Raw genomic sequence first — 17,917 nt, 5'->3', positions numbered from 1 at the left:
CACCAATGGCAGCAGCACCTTCCAACTCCTCCCGTGCGGCCAGCACGGTTACGGTTATCTGCCGCATGCCCGCAGGGCTTGTGCTTGACCTGTATGACACCGCCGCACTGGCCGCGCGCGCCAGTGCACCCAACCCGGTTATGGCTCCACCCAAGCCGACCGCCAGTGTGCGGCTTGACGGGGCCAAGGCCGACCCGCGCTACCACGGGCGCGACAACCTCCTGCTTGGCATGGGGGGGCGCACGCAGGTGGATGCCGCCTTCTGGCAGGCATGGTGCGCGCAGAACCCCAACTTTCTGCCGCTCAAAAACGGGCTGATTTTTGCCCAGCCCACCGAGCGCGATGCAGGAGCGGAACTGGCCGAACGTGGCCAGCACCGCAGCGGGCTGGAAGGGCTGGAGCCTGCCAGCCTGCCCGGTGTAACGCCCTTTGCGCGGGACGTGGCCTGATGTCGGGCGCCACCACATCGGGTGGGGCGGCGTTGGATGTGGCCACAACGGATACGGCCACAGTGGACTCTGCTGCGGCGGAGACGGCGGCAACCGCCCCGGTGGTGGTTCCGTCTGTGGCTGCCCCCGTGCTGGCGGCTCCGGCCATACCGGGCGTGGTCGTGTTTGACTACGCGGCATGGTCCGCCCGCTTTGGCACGCTTGCGGCCAGTGTGGGGGCCATGCAGGCGCAGGCCTGTTTTGAGGAAGCCACACTTTACCTGCCCAACACCCCCACAAGCCCTGTGCGCGATGTGGGCAGGCGCGCCCTGCTGCTGGGCCTGCTGGTGGCCCACATTGCAACCCTGACCCTGCCGCAGGAGCAGGGGGGCAATGGCGGACTGGTCGGGCGTGTGGCCTCGGCCAGCAGGGGGAGTGTTTCGGTCACAACCGATTACGCCCCCCAGACCGAGCGGGCGGCATGGTTTGCCCAGACCCAGTATGGGGCGGCCTTCTGGGCTGCCACGCGCGGGTTGCGGCAGGCGCGCTACCTGCCCGGTGGGCCGCAAATGCCGCGCATATGGCCATGATTTTTCCATAACCGGAGCATTTGTCCATGCAGATTTTTGCACTGGCTGGTCGGCTGAGTGGTGCCGTAAACCCCTGCGTGGCGGCAACCCTGCTGGCCAGTACGGGCAGCGTGACCAACCCCGATGGCAGCCAGACCCCCACCTACACCCCGCTTGATTTGCGCATAGAGGTGCAGGCCGTGGCGGGGGAGGACCTGCAACAGGTGCAAAACATTGCCCAGCAGGCGGACAGGCGCGTGGTGTACCTGCCCGCCGCCGCCCGCGCGCTGAACAGACCGTTACAGTGCGGAGGAGACATTTTGCAGTTTTACGGCGCGGACTGGCTGATTACCCAGTCCCTTGAGGAATGGGGGGAGGGGGAATGGTCCAAGGTTCTGGTAACGCGGCAGAGCAGCCCACCTGCGTAATAACCCCCACGGACGGGCAGATTTACGGTGCGGTGCGCAACTGGCTGCTGAATGTTCTGCCTGCCTGCGTGCAGGTGGTGCTTGGCCAGCAGAACCGCGTGGCTCCACCGCTTGGCCCCTTTGTCACCATGACGCTGGTTGAGCGCACACGCCTGGCCACCAATAGCTGGGCATACACCCCCACCACGCGCGAGGTCAGCGAGCCGGTCAGGCTGGGCATGCAGCTTGGTATTTTTGGGGCTGGAGCGGGGGGCTACGCGCAAACCATTGCCGCCCTGTGGCGCGACCCGTCTGCGGGGGCGTTTTTTGCTGGCCTGCCGTTCCCGCTCGCCCCGCTGGATGTGGGAGCGCCCACCCAGTCCGGCTTTAGGGACGGTGAACACCAGTATGAGGAAAACTGGAGTGTAACCCTGCACATGCAGGTCACATTCAACCTGAGTATTGCTCAGGATTTTGCAACAACCCTGTCGGTCATCGCTGTAAGTGCCGATGTAACCGATGCGCCAGAGGAGTAACGCTGTGGCTGGCATTCCCATTTCCACCATCGTCAAGGTCACCCCCGGTGTGCTGGGTGCAGGCGGCAGCCTGAACGCGCTGACCGGCCTTGTGCTGAGCACCAACGCAGCCGTTGTGCCCGCAGGCACCACAAAGGACTATACCTCTGCTGCGGATGTGGGCACCGCATTTGGCACGGAGTCCGTAGAATACCAGATGGCCTGTGTCTATTTTGCAGGCTACACCAATGCGGTCATGACGCCCGCGCGCCTTTTGTTTGGTGGGTACACCAACCCCGCAACCGGGCAGAGTGTGGCCGAACAGATGACCACCCTGCGCGCCACCAACGCGGCATGGAACGCCGTAGCCCCGGCTTTTGAGCCCGATCTGGCGGACAAACAGGCCCTTGCCCAGTGGGTTGCCGCGCAGGGCAACACCCTATGGGCCGTGCTGTGGGATACGGACGCACAGGCCACCACGCAGAACAGCGCAACCGCGTTTGGCGTGTGGCTGAAAAACCAGAACCTGAGCGGTGTAAGCGTTGTGTACAACGACCCGCTGGCGGCGGCCCTGTGCATGGGGTGGATGGCGTCTCTCTCCTTCGCAACAACGGCTGGGCGGCAGACGCTGGCCATGGTGCAGGACGGCTCTGGCCTTGTTACCCCTGCGGTGGTGGATGGCACAACGGCTGCCACACTGCTTGATAACGGCTACAATTTTTACGGCGCGTATGCCAACACCTCCAGCACGTTCCAGTTCATGCGGCCCGGTTGCGTGTCTGGTCCGTTCCTTTGGGCGGATAGTTACGTCAACCAGATCTGGCTCAACGCCAGCCTGACCTCGGACCTGATCACCCTTTTGCTCAATACCGGGCAGATTCCGTACAATACGGAGGGGGATACACTGGTGGCCGCCAGTGTGCAGGGCACCATTACGCAGGCACTGGGCTTTGGGGCCATTCAGCCCGGTGTGGCGCTGAGCACCGCGCAAAAGCAGCAGATCAACAATGCCGCCGCCGTGGCTACTGCGGCGGACAGTGTGGCCACACGCGGGTGGTATTTTATGCCCAACGTGTCCACCGCGCCTGCGTCCTTGCGGGTGGCGCGCACAACCCCGCCCGCGCGCCTGTGGTACGCGGACGGGCAGAGCGTGCAGGCTATAACCCTGAACAGTGTTGAGGTGCAGTAATCATGGCGCTCGATATTTCGGCAGCCAATGCCATTTTCACTATTACCGTGGCCGGTCTTTACAACGCGCCTGTCACGCTCAAAAACTTTGCCACAGACCGCGCGTGGGACGTGGCGGAGCAGAACTGCGCCCAGACCCAGATGTCGATTGATGGGTACCTCAACGCAGGTTTTGTGCCCGAACCCGTGGACCAGACCATCCAGCTTTCCGCCGCGAGCGAGAGCGTGATTGTGTTTGAGGCCATTATGACCGCGCAGCAGACCGCACGCACGCTCTACCGACTGGGGGCGGAAATCACGCTGACTTCCACAGGGCGCAAATACACCATGGTCAACGGTGTGCTGCGCGCCATGGCCCCCATGCCCTCGGCCGGGCGTATGCTGGCGGACCGGCAGTTTGCCGTGCGCTGGCAGGCCATTTACCCGGCGGGTCTGTAATGGCGCTGCGCCAGACTAGTGTGTGCGTGCCCATGGAAGGGGCAGACCACGGCAAGGTGTTTGTCATCACCCGCATGTCCGCCATGGAGGCGGACCAGTGGGGGCGGCACTGTTTGCAGGCGGCCATTGCCTCGGGGGCGGATATTCCGGGGCTGGAGGCGGATGCGGGGCTGGCGGGGCTGGCCGCTGTGGGGCTTGGTATTTTTGGCGCCATGGATCCCGAGCGGATGGACAGTCTGCTGGCCCGGCTTATGCGCTGTGTGAGCGTACAGCCCGACCCGCGCAATCCGGCGGTGCGCCGCCCGCTTGATGAGAGCGATCTGGAGGAAATTCCCACCGTTGGCTGGCTCCAGAAGGAAGCATTTGCCCTGCATGTGGATTTTTTCAAAGGCGTCGGCCCGTTGTTTTCCCTTCTGTCGGCACTGCTCCAGACGGAACCCGGCGCGCCGCCGCCCGCTGCCCCAATGTGAGTGAGCGGCATGCGCTGGTCATGATGGAAGGTCTGGCCAGCCTGCATGAACTGCAAAGTGTGTATGACAGCGAGGATTTTGAAAACCTGCTGGAAATGGCTCTGGTCAAACGGTTTAACAGGTAAAAACAATGGCAACGCTCACACAGTGCCTGACAGCCACATTGCTGCATAAGCACCCCAAAGGTGCTGGTGCGCCACAGGGGCATGATGCCGGGCCGGTCCTGGCGCGGGCGGTCCTGTCCGTTCTGGCGGGGGCTGTGCCAGAACGCGGCGTGGCTCCTACCCGCTGGAAGGGAGGACACGGTGGGCGGGGGGCTGTTGCAGCCCTTGTGGCCGCCATGCTGCCTGCCCGGCAGGCCCGCATGGGGCGGGGCGGAGGGGTGGTCCCTCTGGCGCGCCCGCGTGGGCAGGGGGGCAGGCAGGTCCGCATGGTTGCAGGCCATGGGCCAGCATTACCCCACCCGGCATCACCGCCGGAGGGGGCAGGGCACGCCGCCCCCGTGCGGGCGGGGTTTGTGCCAGAACGGATTTTGGGTTCCACCCGCCCAGCGGGGCAGGGGCAAACCTACCCTGCCGCCAGAACCGCATATGCAGGGGAGCAGCCTGCCCCGCATATGCAGGCCCCACAGGAACGGGCAGGCGTACAGCCTGCGCGGTCCACAACCCCGCCCCAATCCACGGGGGCAGGCCAGAACGCGGGCACCAGCAGGGTAGCGACCCACAAAAGTGCGGCGGCGCGGCCCCCGCTCCCCACGGGGCAGCATGTTCTGGCCCGTGGGGAGCGGGCAGGGGCCGTGCAGGGCCATAAGGGGGGCGGGCATTGGGTGCTACGTCAGGCCCGTGGTCCCCATGGTGCCACCCGCCCCGTATGGGAGCATGCCGGGCTTATGGCCCGCGTTCTGCGCCATTGGGCCGTGGGGGGATCAGTCGGAGGGGATGTCAGGCGTGGTGCGGGGCAGGGTGGTTTGCAGGGTGCGGGGCCGCATGTGGCCCTCGCCCCACCCAGTACGCCGGACTACCTGCACGCGACCAGCCGCGCGGTGAAGGTGGCCAGCACGGCCGCCCCCCTGCGTGCCGCCGCTGCACCCACCGTGCAGGCCCAGATTACGGTCAACGCCACAAATGCCACCGCACAGGCTATTGGTGATGAGCTTGAACAACGGATGGATACACTGCGCATGCAGGCGCGGCAGGCCAATATGGGGCAGTTCTAGGCTTTTGGCGGGGTATGGGCAGGGTGTGTCCGGCACGGCTATTGCGCAGGGGGCAAACTGGTTTACGGTTTGTCCCATGCGTCTGTTACTGGCTTTTGTTGCGTGTTGTTTTGTTGCTGCTCCCGCATGGGCGGAAGAGGAGAGGTGCAAGGCGTTTGGGGTCAACTCCCAATTGCCGGTGCTGACCAGCACCCGGCTGGAGCAGGGGACCGCCCTGCTGTGCAACCGGGGGTACGCAGCTCTTGTTTCCACCGTATCACACGGGCCATTATGGGCGGCCGAGCACTTGCGGGCGCAGGATATGGCCGCTGCCGCCAAGCTGCCACGCACGGGGCATTTTTATGCCGACCCGCGCTGGCCCGGCGGTTCGGGCCTGAGCGATTACAGGCGCACAAAACCCTATGACCGGGGGCACATGGCCCCCAGTGGTGACCAGCCAACTCCACAGGGGCAGCAGGAAACCTACGCCCTGTCCAACATTGTTCCGCAGGCTTCGGCGCTGAACAAGGGCATATGGGCGCGCATGGAGCGCAAGGTGCGCCTGCTGGCCCGGCGCGAGGGCGAGTTGTATGTGGTCACTGGTCCTGCTTTTCACCTGCGCCCCATTGCCACGCAGGGGCATGACCATGTGTATGTGCCCAGTTCGGTCTGGAAGGCGGTTTACTCCCCCACGCGCAACAAGGCGGGGGTGTATGTGTGCAAGAACCGCCCCGTACACCCCCACTGCGATCAGGTGAGTGTGCAGACCCTTATCCGCAATGCAGGCGTGGACCCGTTCCCCGCCGTGTCCGCGCAGGTCAAGGCGCAGGTGTGGCGGTTGCCCTCCCCCTAGCGGCCACAAGCTGGCCTCTTGGGTGGGGCTGGTAAAAAACACAGCTTATAACCAGCGTTGGAGCGGCCCTACATGGGCCGCTTTTTTTGTTTCGGCCCAAGGTCCGCGCAGGCGGTGTGGCCGCACATGCCCCGACATATATTTTTTTCTTCAAGGTGGAGTTTGCCATCATGCCCATGCTTCCCATCAGTCTTCCTGCCGTGTGGGATGTGCCCGTGGCGGCCGGGGTGCCGGTTCTGCTGGGCCAGTCGGTCGGGGCGGGGGTTTCTGCCTCGGCCTCCACCACTGTTGCCACCATGCTCGACAGCGCAATTCTGGCGCAGGCGGAGCGGCAGTGGGGTATTTTTACACCCGATAACAGACCGGTCCTGACCTCTGGGCATGTGCGCGCCCTTGGTGTGCAAAGCCAGTGCCGCATTGCCAGCGCCCCGCAGGAGGATGGGTCCTTCCTCTCCTACAACAAGGTGCGTATGCCCGGCCTGTATGAGGTGGAAATGCTGTGTGACGGGTCCAGCATGGAACTGGGCAGCGCCAGTGTGCTGGGGGACCTGCTGAGCACGTTTGGCATGCCCGGTCTGTCTGGCGCGTTGCAGACACGCGCCCTGTTTGTGGCGGCACTGGACGCGCTGGTGGCCGACCTTGGCCTGTACCACATTGTTATGCCCGAGGCGGTTTATACCAATGTGAATGTCACCGGCTACCGTATCCGCCGCGAGGTGCGGCTGGGTGTGAGCATGCTGTTGGCCGAGCTGAGCGTGCAGGAAGTGCGGCTTGGGGCCACCACCACACAGGCAGGCACGGCCACCCCGCAGGGGCAGGTCGTGCGGAATGGGGGGCATGTGCAGGCCCTTGCCTCCAACATGGTTGTAACGGGGTTCCAGTAATGGCGGTTGTTATTCCCCTGAACGCTGTTGCGTATCAGAGTCTGCGGGTTCCCCTGTCTGGCCATGCGATCAGGCTGGACGTGCAGCAGCGGAGCACCGGGCTGTATGCCGCCGTGTGGGTGGATGATGTGCCCGTGCTGGCAGGCGCGCTGTGCCAGGACCGCACATGGCTTGTGCGCCATAGCGCCAGCCCCCTGCCCGGAGACCTCGCCTTTGCCGATACGCAGGGCACGCAGGACCCCGATTACACCGGTCTGGGCAGCCGCTTTGTGCTTGTTTACGCGGAGGACGCCAATGGCTGAGAACACGCAGGCTGGCACGCAGCCAGCCACTCTGGCCAACCGGCAGGTGGATGTGGTGTTCACGCTGGCGCAGGACGGGTTTGGCGCTGCCGGGGCGGATACAATAACCCTGAGCGGCTACCGCGTGCGTTGCCAGATTGTCAGCACCGGGCTGGAGAGCGGCATGGCCTGCGCCCTGCGGCTGGAAGGGCTGGCCCAGCCACTGCTCAACCGGCTTTCGCTCATGCAGGCGGGCATGGCGGCGCAAACGCGCAATACGGTCACCATTATGGCGGGCAATGCCGCAGGGCTGGGGGGCAATACTCGCCCTGTTGTGTTCTGGGGTGGTGTGGTCGAGGCTTTTGTGGATTACGCCAACAGCCCCGATGTAGCGTTTGAGGTGCGTGCCCTCTCTGGTGCGTTGCCTGCCGCACTGCCGGTTGCCCCTACATCGTTTGGCGGGCATGGTGGCGCAGGAATAGGGGCAGGCTTTGCCCGTAAGCGTTGCCACGGGGCTTGTGGGTTACCCCAGCTATAGCCAGTACGGGGTGCTGTTCCAAAGTGTGTTCAACCCCGATATCCGGTTCAGGGATACGGTCTACCTGCAAACAGGCATGCCCGCGCAGGCCATAACGGCTGGTGGTACTGCCAGCACGCAGGTTTTGAGCACACAGGCCACAGGTACGCAGGCCAGCACCGGACAAGTCAGCACCACGCAGGCAGCAGGTGGCACACCCCCCGCGAGCGGGCTGTGGGTCGTGCAGAACGTGCGCCACGATCTACAGACCGAACGGCCCGATGGGCCATGGTTCACAACAGTGGAGGCGGCAAGGCCAGACTTTGCCGGACAGGCTTTTGCAAAATAAACTGGTAGGCTCCCTGCGGGCCGAGGACGGGGCAAGTGCGTTTAACGCCACCAACGCGGCCATTCGCCGGGTGCTTGCCATGCTGGGGGCCACCGCCCTTGTGCAGGTGCGCGCCGTGCGGGGCACGGGGCTGGAGCCCGTGGGCATGGTCGATGTGCAACCCATGGTGCACCAGCAGGACGGGGCAGGCCGCACCACCCCGCACGGGCTGATCCACAACGTGCCTTACCTGCGCCTGCAAGGTGGCAGGCGCGCGCTGATCTGTGACCCCGCAGTGGGTGATGTGGGGGCCATTATTGTCTGCGGGCGTGATATTGCCAGCGTAAAGGCCACCCGCCAGCCAGCGGCTCCCGGCTCCTACCGCCAGCATGATTACGCGGATTCCCTGTATATTGGCGGATTTTTGAACGCTGCCCCGCAGGAATACGCAGGCTGGGTGGGGGAGGATTTTGTGCTCAGCACCACAGGCCGCTTTGTTGTGAATGCCACCGCCTGCCAGATCAACTGCGCTGTGCAGGTGCAGGGCGGGGTGAATGCCCAGGGCGATGTGCAGGCAGGGCAGATCAGCCTGCAAGGCCACACCCATACGGGCGTGCAACCCGGCGGGGGCACAACGGGTGGTCCCCAGTAGGGTACAACATGCTGGAAAAATCAGAACTTTTTGTTATCAGACGCCGCCCGTCCGAGGCGGTTTTTTTGTGTTGAGGGTCCATGAACACGCTGTTGCTTGACCGGACAACATGGGACCTGCTGCCCGATGCCAGCGGCAACATGGCCGTGGCGTCCGGCTCTTACGCCATATGCCAGAATGTTTCTTCCGCCATAAGGGTGTTTACGGGCGAGTGTTACTACAACACCGCAACCGGCCTGCCCTACCGGCAGCATATTCTGGCCCACACACAGGCGGCCCCGGTTTTTCGCATGCAGGCGGAGCAGGCGGCCAGTGCGGTGGCCGGTGTGGCCGCCGCCCGGTGTGTGCTGACCGGTATTTCCGCAAACCGCCAGTTATCTGGCTATGTTCTTGTATCCACCATACTTGGAGATGTGCAGAATGTCGGGTTCTAATACCGTGGGCACAACGTCCGTTCCCGCCCCCACCATGACCGATGCAGGCTTTGTGGCCCCGGCGGAGAGCGATATTCTGGCTGGCGTTCTGGCAGATATGAACGCAGCTTTTGGCAATGTGCTCAATACCGACCTGTCCACGCCGCAGGGGCAGCTTGCCATGTCGCTTACCGCCATTGTGGGCGATGCGTATGACCAGATGCTGGCTCTGTTCAATGGTGTGGACCCCGAGCGGGCATGGGGCCGCATGCAGGATGCTATTGGCAACCTGTATTTTATAACCCGCAAGCCCGCTACCGCCACGGTGGTGACCTGCCAGTGCACGGGGGCTGCGGGCACCATTGTGCCACAGGGTACGCTGGTGCAGGACGGAAGTACCAACACATACGGCGCCGATGGCCCCATAACTCTGGACGGTACGGGGTATGGGTCTGGCACGTTTTCCTGCACGGTTACGGGTGCGGTGGAGTGCCCGCCGGGCAGTATTGGGGTGTACCAGTCGGTTGTGGGGCTGACCAGTGTGACCAATGCCGCAGCCGGGGTAACGGGGGGGGCGGTGGAAGGGCGGCAGGCGTTTGAACTGCGCCGCGAGCAGACGGTGGCGCACAATGCCATGGGGCCGCTGGATGCCCTTGCGGGCGAGGTTCTGTCCACCCCCGGTGTGACCGATGCCTATGTGTGCGAGAACAGTGCGGCCAACCCGGTGAGCGTGGGCGGTGTAACCCTGCCCGCGCACAGCCTGTATGTGTGCGTAAATGGTGGGCTGGATGCGGATGTGGCCCTTGCCATCCTGCGCAAAAAGCCCCCCGGTTGCGCCAGCGTGGGCAACAGCCGCGTGGTGGTGGTGGACCCCAATGCGGCCTATGCCACACCGCCGGAATATACCGTGCAGTTTACGCGCGCGCAGGCTGTGCCGGTTTATGTGGCGGTGGTGCTGGCAGGTGGGGTGAATGTGCCCTCCACCGCGGTTACGGACGTGCAGGCCGCCATTGTGGCGGGGTTTGCCGCGGCCACGCGGGCTGAGCGCGTGGCCATTGGCGGCACGGTTTACGCCAGCAACTTTTACACCAGTGTAAGCGGTGTGGGGGACTGGGTAAAAATTGTGGGCATAACCGTGGGCCTTGCCGCACAGCCGACTGCCCCTACGGTGGCACTGACTATTGAGCAGATCCCCGTTGTCTCAACCGCTACAATCAGTGTGCAGGTGGTCTGATGCAGAACGTGCAGCAGACTTTTTTGTCCCAGTACGCCAATGCGCCGCGCATGCAGGCACTGGTTGCGGGCTGGAACCAGATGCTGGACCCCGCCCCCCTGATTGATCAGTGGTACAACAAGGTCTGGAACCTGCAAACCGCACAGGGTTATGGGCTGGATGTGTGGGGCCGTATTGTGGGTGTGTCACGCGTAATCAGCCTTTCCGCCCAGTCCTATCTGGGGTTTTACGAAGCCTCGGACCTGACGGAGCAGGGCTTTGGGCAAACACCATGGTACCGTGGCGTGGAGGCGACCAATAACTACCGGCTGGCTGATGATGGTTACAGGCAGCTTATTTACGCCCGCGCGCTGGCCAATATTTCCGGCGGTTCGGTGCTGGAGACCAACCAGATCCTGACCACCCTGTTTGCAGGGCAGGGCGATGCCTATGTGCGCGACAATGGCGATATGAGCATGACCTACGTGTTCAGGTTCGTGCCCACGGATGTGCAGGTCAGCATTATTCAGACCAGCGGCGTGCTGCCCCGGCCTGCGGGTGTGTCTGTTTCTTACTCCATTCAGAGCGAATAATCATGAAAAATACAGATGACCGCAAGCTGTTTGGCACGCCCATTGGGGCAGCGGCAGCAGCGGGCAATATTGCGACCATTCCCCCAACGCAGGCCACGGCGGGCGATGGCACGGCCTCGGTCGCGCTTGGCTTCCCGCCCGAGACCTTTATTGCGCGCGCCGCAGGGGGCGAACCCCCGCGCGGGCAGGACATGAACGGCCTGCTCAACCTGCTTTCCTCCGCCATGCAGGTGTTGCAGGCGGGGTATCTGGGGCCGTTTGATGCGGCTTTTGCGCAGTCCATTGGTGGCTACCCGGCGGGGGCCATTGTGGCAGGGGCCGCCCCCGGCGCGTTCTGGGTCAGCACGGCGGATGCCAATGTCTCCACCCCCGGTGCAGATGGTGCTACGTGGAAAAGCCTGTTTGACGGGTATGCCACACAAGCATGGGCCAACGGGCAGTTTTTGCAACTGGCCCTTGCCACACTCCAGAGCATTACCGGCCCGGTAGCCTTTGGCGGGCAGACAACCGTGCCAGACGTTGCGGTATTCACCGGCAAGGACGCGCTTAACGCAGAGACGGCAGAGGGGCGCTACCCGGCATCCGTTCCCGCAACGGGGCAGGCGCGTATTACCAGTCTGGTGCAGGATGCGGATGGGCGGACATTGTCCAACGGTGCGGTGCTGGCCAATCTGGCGGATATTCCCATCCCATTGGACCAGAAAATCCAGTATTTTACAGCTACGCATACATCTCCGGGGGGGCATACGGTGCAGTTCCCCGTTGTGTTCCCTGAGGCGTTTTCGTCTTCCAATATTATGGTGATCGGCATTGCCTTTGGGGAAAATACCACAAACTATCCCCTTCTGCTGCCCAATATTGAGCCCGGCACCGAGACCAGCACAGGTCTGAGCTTTCGGATGGCGGGCATACAGGCGAGCGGAACATTCGACCCTCCCGCCGGAATGGTCATGACCATGAACATATTAGCCATAGGACCCAAATAATGAGCGCGCCCTACACCGATGGAACACGCACATGGTCCAACCGCTATTACGCGGACCTGAATACGCCGTGCGGGTATTATGATCTGGCGGAGCTTTCCACGCTGGCTAATGTGCCAGACCCCGACAAGCTGTTTGCACTGAGTGATACTCAGTGGGCTGCCCGCATGAGCGGGAACACCGTTCTGTCCAAGGCTGTTATAGGTGGGGCTTGGGTGGATTACACGCCACCCTTGGTGGTTGTTCCGCTCAAAACACAGGCGGTCACCGCACAGGCATGGGTCCAGCAGCAGGCCAACCTTGCCGCCGCAATGGGCGAGGTGTTTACGGTAGACATGAAATCCTATGTGCTGGCCATTAACGCCATTGCCAACGGCACGGACACCACCAGCACGGCGCTGCCCGCCCAGCCCACGGATGTGCTGGCGGCCAGTAATGCCGCAGCCGTTACGACCTGAACGCCTCCGCTCACGCCGCCCTGACCCGCCGCCCTGTGAGGCGGTTTTTTTATGCCCGGATAAAACAAATGACTCAAACACAATGCGCAGGCCCCCGCGCAGTGGATGATGACCTGCGCGTCATCGTGGACAGCCACGCCCGTCGCCTTGATGGACTGGAGGATGATGTGGACACACTCAAATCCGGCCAGTCCGCCATGATGGAACGCCTGATCTCTATTGAGGCACAGGGGCAGGAGCGTGAGCGCAACCGCGCGGCACAGGCGCAGGATACGCGCAATGCGCTCACAGCCCTGACCCAGCAACTGGCCGAGCACACCGGCGCGCAAAAGCGGCAGAACCAACTGGCCGAGGACAGCCTGCGACGGTGGCGAAAACTGGCCGTTATTACGGGGCTTTTATGCACGCTTGGTTCCGCCCTTGGCTCCACCGTGCTGTCCCATCAGGACATCGCCAGAACCCTGTGGGGGCAATGGCTGCACCTGCGTGCTCCGTGGGTGCCCCCTGTGCGGGAGGCACCCCATGCCGGGGCTTGATCTGGGGCAGTTCAAGGCGCTGCTTGTGCGCCCGGCACTGGAACATATGGGCCTTGGGGGCAGTGCTGCGCTCAATTTGTTAACCGGCACGGCGCTGGTGGAAAGCGGGCTTGTGTGGCTCAGGCAGAATGGTGGCGGTCCCGCTCTGGGCCTGTGGCAGATGGAGCCTGCAACACATGATGACTGCTGGCGGAATTTTCTGGCCTTCCGGCCCGCACTGGCAACAGCCCTGCGCCAGCTTGGGGGGGAGGGTGCCGGGGTGGGTCGTGCGGATCTGCTGGTGGGTAATCTGGCCTATGCCTGCGCCATGGCGCGCATTGTGTACGCCCGCGCGCCGCGCGTATTGCCCATGCCAGCGGATTCCGCAGGGCTGAGTGCGTATCATAAACAATTTTATAATACCCCGCTCGGGGCCGCGGACTCGCAGCGCAATGTGGCCCTGTTTGCACAGGCCGTTGCCGCGTAAAGCTGGGCGCGCGGGGGCCGCAAAGGCGGTTAGCGCCCCCCTGTGGTGCCAGACCCAGCACCATGGTGGTGGGCTGCGGCCGTGGGGTGTGCCCGCGTGTGCAGAGTCAGCAGGGTGAAAAAGGGGAGGATGGAAGAGGAAGAAAAATCCAATGATGGGTCAAGCGAATTTAGAGAAAATAATAATAAGTTCATAAAAAAACAGTTATATTTCATGTTGTTGTATGGGCAATCGGTTGTTAAGACTTTTCCCGTCCTGACCTTGCGGGCTGGATGAAGGCGAAAAAACATGACGTTGCGTTTATTAGAGGTGGACGTGCCCGCGTATTCCAACCAACGCCAGATGCGAGATATTGCCAGCAAAGTGGCGCCAGTGCGCGCCACGGAGGCGGGGTCGCATGTTCTTGCCATTTTTCAGGACAACGCCGAACTGGCGGGCATTCCCGTGGTGGACGAGTGTAACCGGCCCATAGGCATTGTGCAGCGGCGGGACTTTTTTTTGCGGCTTGGCCAGCGCTTTGGTTACGAGGTGTACGCCAACCGCCCGATCTCCCTGCTTATGGAGTGCGAACCCATACTGGTGGATGTGAACGAAAAAGTCCCCGACTTTGTTGCAACAATCCTGAACATCCGTTCCCTCAACCAGATTAACGAATTCATCATAACCGAAGGTGGTCAGTATTACGGGCTGGGTTCGGCACTCAGCCTGACGCGTTCCCTGCACGCACAGGCCATGGATACCATTAACGAGCTCAACAAGATTGCGGGCGAACTTCGGCAGGCCAACAAAACCATCATGCGCGATAAATCCTTTATTTCCGGTATAGTGGACAATATCCCCACCGCCATTCAGGTGCGGGATATTAAAACGGGTGACATTATTGTGCATAACAAGGCCGCGGAGGAATACGGCCTGCATACCGCCGCCCCCCACGCAAGCGGGCCTTTTAATGCGCCCCTGCAACTGGACGGCGGGCTGGCCGAAGACCCGTTTTTGTACCAGCAGCCCGCAGCGGTGGAGGAAACACTGGTCGACCGCGAGGGCCGGTCGCGTGTTGTCTCCCGCCATGATCTGCTGATCGCCGATGATGACGGCAACATGCGCTGGGAACTGTGCGTTGCCGACGATATTACCGAATACCGCGACGCCCAGCGCAGGATTGAGCGGCTCGCACACTATGACAGCCTGACCGGCCTGCCCAACCGCTACTACCTTGGTATCCGCCTTGGTGAGTTGTCGCAGGACCTGAGCAACCCGTTTGTGCTGCTTTACATCGACCTCGACTACTTCAAATCCATCAACGACATGTATGGCCATAGCGGGGGGGACGAACTGCTGATCGCCGCCGCCGCCCGGCTGAAGGCCTGCTGCCGCGAGGATGATTTTGTCGCCCGTCTGGGGGGGGATGAGTTCGCGGTGATCTGGCAGCATTACGGCCATCTGGACGAGATAGAGAGCCGGCTGGAGGAACTGGTGGCAAGCCTTGGGCGGCCCTATCTTATTCAGGGGGCGGAGGCCAAGTCCGGGGCCAGTATTGGTGCGGCTGGTTTTCCGCTTCAGGCGGGGGACGTTACCACCTTGTTGCAATACGCGGATATGGCGCTCTACCGCGCCAAAGCTCTTGGCCGCTGCCAGCACAAGCTGTTTGATACCGACCTGAGCTACGAAATTCTTGAACGTGCGGAACTGGTCTCCGCCCTGCACCGGCTGGTGGAGGGGGATGGGCTGTTACTGCACTACCAGCCCATTTACGGCATTAACGCGCGCAAGGTGCAGTCTTACGAGGCACTGGCCCGCTGGAACCACCCCGAACGTGGGATGATCCCGCCAGATGTGTTCATCCGTCTGGCGGAGGAGACCGGGCTGATCCACCAGTTGGGCGAGCGGATCCTGCACATAGCCTGTAGCGAGGCGCTGAACTGGCCTGCGCATATCAATGTTTCGGTCAATGTTTCCCCCCTCCAGCTTAAAAACCGGAAATTCCCTGAAATTGTCAGGAATGTTCTGGCTGAAACAGGGTTTGATGGCCACCGTCTGGAGGTGGAAATAACCGAAAGCGTGCTGATGGATGAATACGAGCACAAAAACGTTATTCTGAGCGAGTTGAAGGCCCTTGGCTGCAAGATCAGCATGGATGACTTTGGCACCGGCTATTCCTCGCTCAGCTATTTGTGGAAGTTCTCGTTCGACAAGATCAAGATCGACCGCAGCTTTATTCAGGCCCTGCCAGACCCCACCGCCAAGGAAATTATTCAGGCCATTCTGGGCATTGCCAGCATTCGCGCCATGACCGTTACGGTGGAAGGGGTGGAAACTGCCGCCCAGTTGCAGATGGTCAGCAACATGGGCTGCTCGGAGGCACAGGGTTATTACCTTGGCCGCCCGCAGCAGCAGGCCATTGCCGCCACGCGGGAGATGGAAATGGCTCTGGCATGGGAGTAGGCCAGACCATGCGGGCCTGATCACTGGCGGGCCGCAGCGGGCAAGGCCACGGCCGCAGGGCCGCCACCGGGGTATTCAGGGGGCGGGATATGTGTGCGCCAGACCTGCGGTAGGTGTTGGTGCGGAGTGCCTGTGCAAAATAGGTTGCCAGATCGGTCGCCCCTTTGTGGGGGTGCTGGGGCCGCTCATAGGTCTGGTGGGTAAATATGGCGGTCATGGTGGCGTAGGACGTGGCTGCCATATGCGAAAATCCGTTAGCCAGATAATAATTTTCCCATTCAGGTTTGGGTATGGTCTCCACCGTAACAGGCTGGTTGTGCGTAGCACTCAGGCAGGCGGCCACATCTGCCGGGCTGTAGGGGCTGGGGCCTTCAATTGCGTAAAGACCTGTCTCGGTCACGGGGGCAGCCAGCAGGTGTGCGCCAAGCTGGCCCGCATCCTGCGGGGCCACCATGGGTACGCGCTGGTGGGCGGGTACAAGGCTTGGTAGCAGGCCGGTCGTGTGGGCGGTGGCCACAAGGGGGAGCCAGTTGCTCATGTAGTAGGCGGCGCGCACAATGCAGCACGGCGTGGCAAGGGCCTGCACGGCCTGCTCAAGCTCGTACAGCACGCCAAGGTCCGCGCAATGCGCCCCCGGTTGCGCACCATAGGTGGACTGCACAACAATTTTTTCCAACGTCACCTTTTGCAGGGCCGCCACAATGGCGTGGGCGCTGGCGCGTTCCACCTTGTCCGTATCCAGTGTGGGGGGGGGGCTGGCGGGTTAAGCACAAAGGCGCGGCTGGCCTGGCCCAGCAGAGCTGTCAGCGCGGGGGTGTTGCATACGTCCACAATGGCAACTGCGGCTCCACGCTGTTCCCATGCTGGGGCTTGTGCCGGGCTGTGCAGGGCCACGGTTACGGCCCGCCCGCGTGCCAGCAGGGCCTGTGCAACAGCCGTGCCCACATGGCCGTTGGCCCCCAGAACAACATCCATGCCCAAACTCCCTTCAGGGTGTGTTTGCCAGAGCCAGTTCCCACGGTGGCGTGGGGGCGTAGCACTGGCTCAGGTAGTCGATCATGGCGCGGGTTTTAAGGGGCAGGTTTATGCCCGGTGCGTAAACCGCATGCAGGTCCGGCCCCGGTACGGGGGGCAGGTCCAGTGGTAGTGCGCGCAGGCGGCCGGTGCGTAGCTCCTCGCTCACAACAAAAACCGGCTGGTACACAATGCCCCCGCCCGCAAGGGCCGCCTCCCGCAGCACATCGCCATTATTGGCGCTGAGAGGGCCGGAAACGGGGATGGTTTTTTCGCCCTTTTCGCCAAAGCTCCAGCGGTTGGCGCTGTTTATGCCGCTCAGCGTATAGCCAAGGCACTGGTGCTGGGCCAACTCCTCCACCAAGGTGGGGGTGCCCGCGCGGGCCAGATAGGCGGGGGCTGCGCACACCACCATGCGAATGGTGGCCAGCTTGCGGCTGCGTAGGGTGCTGGAGGGCATTTTGCGTATGCGCAGGGTCAGGTCCCAGCCTTCGTCTATCAGGTCCACGGTGCGGTCGTTCAGGCCCAGCTCCACGCTCACATGGGGGTAAAGGCGGCTGAACTCGGGCAGGTAGGGTGCCACGTAGCGTATGGCAAAGGATACAGGCGCGTTCAGCCGCAGGTGGCCGCGTGGTTCGCGCCGCTGCTCGCTTACGGCAAACTCCATGTCCTCCATGTCGGCCAGAATGCGCTGGCTCCCCTCAAGGAACAGGCGGCCCGCCTCGGTTAGCGAGAGGTGGCGCGTGCTCCGGCGGAACAGGGTGACACCCAGCCGGTCTTCCAGCGTGGTCACATGCTTTGTAACCATGGTGGGGGAGAGTGCGAGTGCGCGGGCCGCCGCACTAAAGCTGCCAAGCTGCACCACCTTAACGAAAACCTGCATACTGGTAAAACGGTCTGGCATGGTGCCGCTCCTATGGTGGCGAGGCTGGCGTGTTTGGGGCAAAACACGCCTGTATGTTCTACGGCGTGTCGTCAGTTAAGCAGGATGATGATTGAGGCGAACTGCACGGCTGCGAGGAAGGTCGATTTCAGTTTATCGTAGCGGGTTGCGATAGCGCGAAACTGCTTGAG

26 protein-coding genes and 1 pseudogene are annotated in these 17,917 nt (G+C 62.6%); 23 read left to right on the top strand and 4 right to left on the bottom strand.

The features are described from left to right. Nucleotides 1-5: 5 nt before the first annotated feature. The 23 genes from GOB86_RS10940 to GOB86_RS10835 all read left to right on the top strand — a co-directional run bounded on the left by GOB86_RS10940 (nt 6) and on the right by GOB86_RS10835 (nt 15,829). The gene (locus GOB86_RS10940) at nt 6-449 is read left to right on the top strand and encodes a hypothetical protein (protein ID WP_165992365.1); all 444 of its coding nucleotides are present in this window, start codon (nt 6-8) and stop codon (nt 447-449) included. Continuing rightward, a complete protein-coding gene (locus GOB86_RS10935; RefSeq protein ID WP_165992364.1) occupies nt 449-1,018 on the top strand; it encodes a DUF4054 domain-containing protein in 570 nt (189 codons plus the stop codon). The genes GOB86_RS10940 and GOB86_RS10935 overlap by 1 nt, the downstream gene beginning before the upstream one ends. A gap of 26 nt (nt 1,019-1,044) precedes the next feature. Further along, nucleotides 1,045-1,425: a hypothetical protein gene (locus GOB86_RS10930; protein ID WP_165992363.1), complete on the top strand. Its 381-nt coding sequence runs from the start codon at nt 1,045-1,047 to the stop codon at nt 1,423-1,425. Next, nucleotides 1,380-1,940, top strand: a complete 561-nt coding sequence (locus tag GOB86_RS10925; protein WP_165992362.1) for a phage neck terminator protein — start codon at nt 1,380-1,382, stop codon at nt 1,938-1,940. The genes GOB86_RS10930 and GOB86_RS10925 overlap by 46 nt, the downstream gene beginning before the upstream one ends. A 4-nt stretch (nt 1,941-1,944) precedes the next feature. After that, nucleotides 1,945-3,108 (top strand): DUF3383 family protein, encoded by a 1,164-nt coding sequence (locus GOB86_RS10920; RefSeq protein ID WP_165992361.1) that lies wholly within the window; start codon nt 1,945-1,947, stop codon nt 3,106-3,108. 2 nt (nt 3,109-3,110) lie between these two features. Then, nucleotides 3,111-3,545 (top strand): phage tail fiber protein, encoded by a 435-nt coding sequence (locus tag GOB86_RS10915; protein WP_194301176.1) that lies wholly within the window; start codon nt 3,111-3,113, stop codon nt 3,543-3,545. Next, complete coding sequence (locus GOB86_RS10910) at nt 3,545-4,015, top strand: hypothetical protein (RefSeq protein WP_165992360.1); 471 nt, start codon at nt 3,545-3,547, stop codon at nt 4,013-4,015. Before GOB86_RS10915 ends, GOB86_RS10910 begins: the two co-directional genes overlap by 1 nt. Continuing rightward, the gene (locus GOB86_RS16400; protein ID WP_264811858.1) at nt 4,012-4,140 is read left to right on the top strand and encodes a hypothetical protein; all 129 of its coding nucleotides are present in this window, start codon (nt 4,012-4,014) and stop codon (nt 4,138-4,140) included. Before GOB86_RS10910 ends, GOB86_RS16400 begins: the two co-directional genes overlap by 4 nt. Before the next feature lie 5 nt (nt 4,141-4,145). Then, a complete protein-coding gene (locus tag GOB86_RS10905) occupies nt 4,146-5,231 on the top strand; it encodes a hypothetical protein (protein WP_165992359.1) in 1,086 nt (361 codons plus the stop codon). A gap of 4 nt (nt 5,232-5,235) precedes the next feature. Then, the gene (locus tag GOB86_RS10900; protein ID WP_242012623.1) at nt 5,236-6,063 is read left to right on the top strand and encodes a DNA/RNA non-specific endonuclease; all 828 of its coding nucleotides are present in this window, start codon (nt 5,236-5,238) and stop codon (nt 6,061-6,063) included. Nucleotides 6,064-6,233: 170 nt separating this feature from the next. Further along, nucleotides 6,234-6,947: a hypothetical protein gene (locus tag GOB86_RS10895; protein ID WP_165992358.1), complete on the top strand. Its 714-nt coding sequence runs from the start codon at nt 6,234-6,236 to the stop codon at nt 6,945-6,947. Then, nucleotides 6,947-7,249, top strand: a complete 303-nt coding sequence (locus GOB86_RS10890) for a phage baseplate plug family protein (RefSeq protein WP_165992357.1) — start codon at nt 6,947-6,949, stop codon at nt 7,247-7,249. The genes GOB86_RS10895 and GOB86_RS10890 overlap by 1 nt, the downstream gene beginning before the upstream one ends. Further along, nucleotides 7,242-7,766 (top strand): hypothetical protein, encoded by a 525-nt coding sequence (locus tag GOB86_RS10885; protein WP_165992356.1) that lies wholly within the window; start codon nt 7,242-7,244, stop codon nt 7,764-7,766. The genes GOB86_RS10890 and GOB86_RS10885 overlap by 8 nt, the downstream gene beginning before the upstream one ends. Beyond that, nucleotides 7,720-8,094, top strand: coding sequence for a hypothetical protein (locus GOB86_RS10880; RefSeq protein ID WP_165992355.1), 375 nt, complete (start codon nt 7,720-7,722; stop codon nt 8,092-8,094). Before GOB86_RS10885 ends, GOB86_RS10880 begins: the two co-directional genes overlap by 47 nt. Next, nucleotides 8,084-8,725 (top strand): Gp138 family membrane-puncturing spike protein, encoded by a 642-nt coding sequence (locus GOB86_RS10875; RefSeq protein ID WP_242012622.1) that lies wholly within the window; start codon nt 8,084-8,086, stop codon nt 8,723-8,725. Before GOB86_RS10880 ends, GOB86_RS10875 begins: the two co-directional genes overlap by 11 nt. Before the next feature lie 80 nt (nt 8,726-8,805). After that, entirely contained in the window at nt 8,806-9,159 is a 354-nt protein-coding gene (locus tag GOB86_RS10870) for a hypothetical protein (RefSeq protein ID WP_165992354.1), read from the top strand. Then, nucleotides 9,146-10,372, top strand: coding sequence for a baseplate J/gp47 family protein (locus GOB86_RS10865; protein ID WP_165992353.1), 1,227 nt, complete (start codon nt 9,146-9,148; stop codon nt 10,370-10,372). Before GOB86_RS10870 ends, GOB86_RS10865 begins: the two co-directional genes overlap by 14 nt. Continuing rightward, nucleotides 10,372-10,944: a DUF2612 domain-containing protein gene (locus GOB86_RS10860; protein ID WP_165992352.1), complete on the top strand. Its 573-nt coding sequence runs from the start codon at nt 10,372-10,374 to the stop codon at nt 10,942-10,944. The genes GOB86_RS10865 and GOB86_RS10860 overlap by 1 nt, the downstream gene beginning before the upstream one ends. Before the next feature lie 2 nt (nt 10,945-10,946). After that, nucleotides 10,947-11,930, top strand: coding sequence for a hypothetical protein (locus GOB86_RS10855; RefSeq protein ID WP_165992351.1), 984 nt, complete (start codon nt 10,947-10,949; stop codon nt 11,928-11,930). Next, on the top strand, nt 11,930-12,385 hold the full coding sequence (locus tag GOB86_RS10850; RefSeq protein ID WP_165992350.1) for a hypothetical protein: 456 nt from the start codon (nt 11,930-11,932) through the stop codon (nt 12,383-12,385). Before GOB86_RS10855 ends, GOB86_RS10850 begins: the two co-directional genes overlap by 1 nt. 68 nt (nt 12,386-12,453) lie before the next feature. Next, nucleotides 12,454-12,921, top strand: a complete 468-nt coding sequence (locus tag GOB86_RS10845; protein WP_165992349.1) for a hypothetical protein — start codon at nt 12,454-12,456, stop codon at nt 12,919-12,921. Then, nucleotides 12,908-13,387 (top strand): hypothetical protein, encoded by a 480-nt coding sequence (locus tag GOB86_RS10840; protein WP_165992348.1) that lies wholly within the window; start codon nt 12,908-12,910, stop codon nt 13,385-13,387. Before GOB86_RS10845 ends, GOB86_RS10840 begins: the two co-directional genes overlap by 14 nt. Before the next feature lie 288 nt (nt 13,388-13,675). After that, the gene (locus tag GOB86_RS10835) at nt 13,676-15,829 is read left to right on the top strand and encodes an EAL domain-containing protein (RefSeq protein WP_165992347.1); all 2,154 of its coding nucleotides are present in this window, start codon (nt 13,676-13,678) and stop codon (nt 15,827-15,829) included. Here the strand turns inward: GOB86_RS10835 and GOB86_RS10830 are convergent. The 4 genes and pseudogenes from GOB86_RS10830 to GOB86_RS10820 form a co-directional block, all read right to left on the bottom strand. Further along, nucleotides 15,723-16,556: a Rossmann-fold NAD(P)-binding domain-containing protein gene (locus GOB86_RS10830; RefSeq protein ID WP_242012621.1), complete on the bottom strand. Its 834-nt coding sequence runs from the start codon at nt 16,554-16,556 to the stop codon at nt 15,723-15,725. The genes GOB86_RS10835 and GOB86_RS10830 overlap by 107 nt on opposite strands. Then, the gene (locus GOB86_RS16115; RefSeq protein WP_242012620.1) at nt 16,508-16,804 is read right to left on the bottom strand and encodes an NAD(P)H-binding protein; all 297 of its coding nucleotides are present in this window, start codon (nt 16,802-16,804) and stop codon (nt 16,508-16,510) included. Before GOB86_RS16115 ends, GOB86_RS10830 begins: the two co-directional genes overlap by 49 nt. Nucleotides 16,805-16,817: 13 nt before the next feature. Continuing rightward, a complete protein-coding gene (locus GOB86_RS10825) occupies nt 16,818-17,747 on the bottom strand; it encodes a LysR family transcriptional regulator (RefSeq protein WP_165992346.1) in 930 nt (309 codons plus the stop codon). 71 nt (nt 17,748-17,818) lie between these two features. Further along, nucleotides 17,819-17,917: pseudogene (locus GOB86_RS10820) on the bottom strand (IS5/IS1182 family transposase); the annotation flags it as partial.

It is taken from the genome of Acetobacter lambici (assembly GCF_011516885.1).
Lineage (GTDB): Bacteria > Pseudomonadota > Alphaproteobacteria > Acetobacterales > Acetobacteraceae > Acetobacter > Acetobacter lambici.
The sequence above is the reverse complement of the archived record's forward strand: the minus strand, read 5'-3'. Positions and strand labels throughout refer to the sequence as shown.

Excerpts from the sequence above, each read along its gene's own strand:
- GOB86_RS10925 (WP_165992362.1), top strand. The coding sequence starts at position 1,380 with ATGGTCCAAGGTTCTGGTAACGCGGCAGAGCAGCCCACCTGCGTAATA.
- GOB86_RS10910 (WP_165992360.1), top strand. The coding sequence starts at position 3,545 with ATGGCGCTGCGCCAGACTAGTGTGTGCGTGCCCATGGAAGGGGCAGAC.
- GOB86_RS10865 (WP_165992353.1), top strand. The coding sequence starts at position 9,146 with ATGTCGGGTTCTAATACCGTGGGCACAACGTCCGTTCCCGCCCCCACC.
- GOB86_RS10860 (WP_165992352.1), top strand. The coding sequence starts at position 10,372 with ATGCAGAACGTGCAGCAGACTTTTTTGTCCCAGTACGCCAATGCGCCG.
- GOB86_RS10915 (WP_194301176.1), top strand. The coding sequence starts at position 3,111 with ATGGCGCTCGATATTTCGGCAGCCAATGCCATTTTCACTATTACCGTG.
- GOB86_RS10840 (WP_165992348.1), top strand. The coding sequence starts at position 12,908 with ATGCCGGGGCTTGATCTGGGGCAGTTCAAGGCGCTGCTTGTGCGCCCG.
- GOB86_RS10885 (WP_165992356.1), top strand. The coding sequence starts at position 7,242 with ATGGCTGAGAACACGCAGGCTGGCACGCAGCCAGCCACTCTGGCCAAC.
- GOB86_RS16115 (WP_242012620.1), bottom strand. The coding sequence starts at position 16,804 with ATGGATGTTGTTCTGGGGGCCAACGGCCATGTGGGCACGGCTGTTGCA.
- GOB86_RS10835 (WP_165992347.1), top strand. The coding sequence starts at position 13,676 with ATGACGTTGCGTTTATTAGAGGTGGACGTGCCCGCGTATTCCAACCAA.
- GOB86_RS10850 (WP_165992350.1), top strand. The coding sequence starts at position 11,930 with ATGAGCGCGCCCTACACCGATGGAACACGCACATGGTCCAACCGCTAT.
- GOB86_RS10870 (WP_165992354.1), top strand. The coding sequence starts at position 8,806 with ATGAACACGCTGTTGCTTGACCGGACAACATGGGACCTGCTGCCCGAT.
- GOB86_RS10935 (WP_165992364.1), top strand. The coding sequence starts at position 449 with ATGTCGGGCGCCACCACATCGGGTGGGGCGGCGTTGGATGTGGCCACA.
- GOB86_RS10940 (WP_165992365.1), top strand. The coding sequence starts at position 6 with ATGGCAGCAGCACCTTCCAACTCCTCCCGTGCGGCCAGCACGGTTACG.
- GOB86_RS10895 (WP_165992358.1), top strand. The coding sequence starts at position 6,234 with ATGCCCATGCTTCCCATCAGTCTTCCTGCCGTGTGGGATGTGCCCGTG.
- GOB86_RS10905 (WP_165992359.1), top strand. The coding sequence starts at position 4,146 with ATGGCAACGCTCACACAGTGCCTGACAGCCACATTGCTGCATAAGCAC.
- GOB86_RS10825 (WP_165992346.1), bottom strand. The coding sequence starts at position 17,747 with ATGCCAGACCGTTTTACCAGTATGCAGGTTTTCGTTAAGGTGGTGCAG.
- GOB86_RS10930 (WP_165992363.1), top strand. The coding sequence starts at position 1,045 with ATGCAGATTTTTGCACTGGCTGGTCGGCTGAGTGGTGCCGTAAACCCC.
- GOB86_RS10855 (WP_165992351.1), top strand. The coding sequence starts at position 10,947 with ATGAAAAATACAGATGACCGCAAGCTGTTTGGCACGCCCATTGGGGCA.
- GOB86_RS10845 (WP_165992349.1), top strand. The coding sequence starts at position 12,454 with ATGACTCAAACACAATGCGCAGGCCCCCGCGCAGTGGATGATGACCTG.
- GOB86_RS10890 (WP_165992357.1), top strand. The coding sequence starts at position 6,947 with ATGGCGGTTGTTATTCCCCTGAACGCTGTTGCGTATCAGAGTCTGCGG.